We start from the raw sequence: 3176 nt of genomic DNA, 5'->3' as shown, positions 1-3176 counted from the left end.
TTTTTCTACAATAATTAATGCTGTCAACAATAAAATCTTTATAGGTTGACCTGGAAAAGACATCAAGCCAATATACAGTTGCAAATGATATAAAATATATTTGGCTCTGGTCATGGAACTTGTAGTTTCTGCTCATATTACATTCGGGTTATTCAAATGTATGAAGATTCTTTGGATTTAGGAAGATGAATCCTATTGCCACAAGTCACTGACTTGCGGGAGGAGTGCATTTCGTTTTTAACAGTTGCACTGTTGTACAAAACTAGCATTGCATTCCATATTAAATGTATTCGAATATAGTTCTTTAGTATCTTTAATGTATAAAATGTAACTATTGGATGAACTAATCTCACGAACTTATATTAAGATTCTCAATTATTTCATGATTAAATGGTGTAATGAAAATTGAATTCTTTGAACTATATGTTATTCAAATCGTTCAATTCAGATTTTATAGCAAGTATTATGAATAATTGAATTTCGTTTTATAACTAATATTTGAGTGGTTAAATGCAAGTACTTTCATTCTGATGCTTAACTAAATGAGCATAGAATCAATGGCTAAAGATAATATAACGAGAAGTAAGAATACGTTAATCACCATAAAATAGCGAAAGATTTGGAACGTCTGTTTACTTCGAAACAGTAAACCTGAAAAAACGGCAATTAATAAAAGAGAAAAGATCAGAATGCTGATTTTAGCAAATGAGGTATATGTAACCTCAAAAAAAGGAATGAATAAACAGGACAATGCAGTTGCCACAGTCCACATGAAAGTGATACGCTTCAGTTGTTTTTCAGAATAAATCTTTGTTAGTGAAGGAAAACCTGCTTTTTCATATTGTTTTCCATATTTCATGAGTAGTAGCCAGAAATGAGGTATTTGCCAGATGAAAAAGAAAAATGCAAGTATCAATAGCTTGGGATCGAAAACATAACCACCAGCTGCAACCCAACCTACCATGGGAGGCAAAGCTCCAATTACTGAACCTGGAACAACAGCAAATGCAGTTTTGCGTTTTAATGGAGTATAAATAAGATTGTACCAAGCCATTGCCAGAAGTGCTAAAACTAAAGCGGTAAGATTAGATGATAATAAGATCATTAACGAGCCTGTTACTGTAAGCAACAAAATAAATAGTTGAGCATTGAATTCAGAAATCTGACCTGAAGGAATAGGACGATTTTTTGTCCTTTCCATGGTAGCATCTAATTTTCTTTCTTGAAATTGATTTAATGCTGCTGAACCACAGGCGATTAAAAATATACCAAGGGTAGGAAAAACCAAATGCCACGAAAAGCCACCATTCGCCAGCACATAACCAACAATGGTGGTTAAAGTTACCGCAATGGTAATTCGTACTTTGGCTAGTTCGAGGTATTGTTTAAACATCTTTATTTTGTCAAGGATTTGATAAAGTCAATAACTTCAGCCAATTCTTCCTCTGTAATTTGCTCTTTGTAAGGGATCATTAATCCTTTGTTGAAGCCTTCAACCACATCTGCATTGGGTTCATAAATCGATTTTTTGATATAAGCTTCATCAGCAGTTACTGTTCTCTTTTTTCCATCCGTTTCAACCATTTTTTTACTTCCATACAAACCTTTGAATGAAGGACCAACTCCTTGAACACCATCCAAAGAATGACAAGCAACACATGCATTTTTTTTGATTACCTGCAAACCAATATGTTCGGTTTCTGCTGAAACGGGTTCTATATCATTATACCATTCCAGGTAGTCGTTTTCGGACACAACTTTTACTTTTCCCAACATGTAGGCATGCCTTGTTCCACAATATTCAGCGCAAAGAATATCGTATTCGCCTATCTCATTCGCTTGAAACCACATCCAATTATCTTTTCCCGGAACCACATCTTCCTTGATACGAAATGCAGGTACATAAAAGCTATGTAATACATCAGGAGAAAATAAGTCTAATTTGATGGCTTTACCAATTGGAACAACTAATTCGTTTATGGTGTGCTTTCCATTTTTATAATCAAACATCCAGGTCCACATCATGCCTGTGACCTTAATTTCTATTGCATTTGCCGGAACCTGACGCGTTGGTAGGTATCCTTTATAACCAACCCAGAACATAATTAAAACTAAAATGGTCGGAATAACAATCCATGTTAACTCCAGCTTTTTATTGTCTTTTACATCTACAGGTTTCGGATGTCTTTTCTTGCTATATTTAATAGAGAAATAGATTAATGTAAAAGTAATTCCGATTAGAAATATCAAGCAAATACCGAAAATTATAACAAATGCAGTATCAATACTTTGATTAAAACTTGAAGCGTTTGAAAACATAATCTCTTTTTATCTGTATGAATAATCAACAAAGGTTAACAAAATGAAGGTTATGAAAACCACCATTGTAAGTATAAGCATTATTGAAATAATTTTACTTTCAAACTTCAAATGCATGAAGTAAACGGCTACTATAGTTGCTTTAATTGTAGCAATAAATAGCGCTGCAAAAACAATGAAGTTTTTGAGATCCACCAAAACGGCTGAAACGGTTATTACTGTAAGAATAAGTAAGGCTACCCATACCCACATATGGCTTATAAATGATGAAATATGATGCTTTTTGTGTTCCATGGGATTTCTTATTTAATGAGATAAAACAAGGGGAATAAATAGATCCAAATAAGGTCGACAAGGTGCCAGTAAAGCCCCCCGTTTTCATGAAAAACAAAATTGTCGTGTGTAACTCTTTTTTGCCTAATTCGCATAATAACAAAACCCAGTAATATCGATCCAACCACAACATGTAATCCGTGCAATCCGGTCATGAAAAAATAGAGGAAGAAAAACAATTGCTCTCCTTTATCAATGCTCATGAAATGCTCTTGTCCGGGAAATAAACCGTGCTCAAATTTTGCTCCCCATTCAAAATACTTATTAACCATAAATACCAAGGCAAAAACAATGGTTAGCCAAAGAAAACCAATGGCCAGTTTTGGTTTGTTCTTTTGAATAGCGGTTATTGATAGTGCTACTGTTAAACTACTAGTGATTAAAGCAATTGTGTTAATTGTTCCAATAAATACATCCAATTCAGAACCTGCATGAGCAAATGGATCAGGATTTTTATGACGGTAAATGGAGTAGACTAAAAAGAGTCCTCCAAATAATAATAGCTCAGTAAACAGGAAAATCCA

At 33.9% G+C, this 3176-nt stretch carries 4 protein-coding genes; all 4 read right to left on the bottom strand.

Features of this window, described 5'->3' with window-relative positions; genetic code table 11:
• Window positions 1-538: 538 nt before the first annotated feature.
• Complete coding sequence (locus HOG71_02745; protein ID MBT5989748.1) at window positions 539-1393, bottom strand: protoheme IX farnesyltransferase; 855 nt, start codon at window positions 1391-1393, stop codon at window positions 539-541.
• A 2-nt stretch (window positions 1394-1395) separates the two neighbouring features.
• Window positions 1396-2319 carry a cytochrome c oxidase subunit II gene (gene coxB, locus HOG71_02740; GenBank protein MBT5989747.1) on the bottom strand — a complete coding sequence of 308 codons (924 nt, stop codon included), beginning with the start codon at window positions 2317-2319 and terminating at the stop codon, window positions 1396-1398.
• Window positions 2320-2328: 9 nt separating this feature from the next.
• Window positions 2329-2613 (bottom strand): cytochrome-c oxidase, encoded by a 285-nt coding sequence (locus HOG71_02735; protein ID MBT5989746.1) that lies wholly within the window; start codon window positions 2611-2613, stop codon window positions 2329-2331.
• A gap of 8 nt (window positions 2614-2621) precedes the next feature.
• A partial coding sequence (locus HOG71_02730) for a cytochrome c oxidase subunit 3 family protein (protein ID MBT5989745.1) occupies window positions 2622-3176 on the bottom strand: 555 nt, incomplete at its 5' end.

It is taken from the genome of Bacteroidota bacterium (assembly GCA_018698135.1).
Classification (GTDB): Bacteria; Bacteroidota; Bacteroidia; order CAILMK01; family JAAYUY01; genus JABINZ01.
This window is presented reverse-complemented; position numbering and strand designations above follow the sequence as displayed.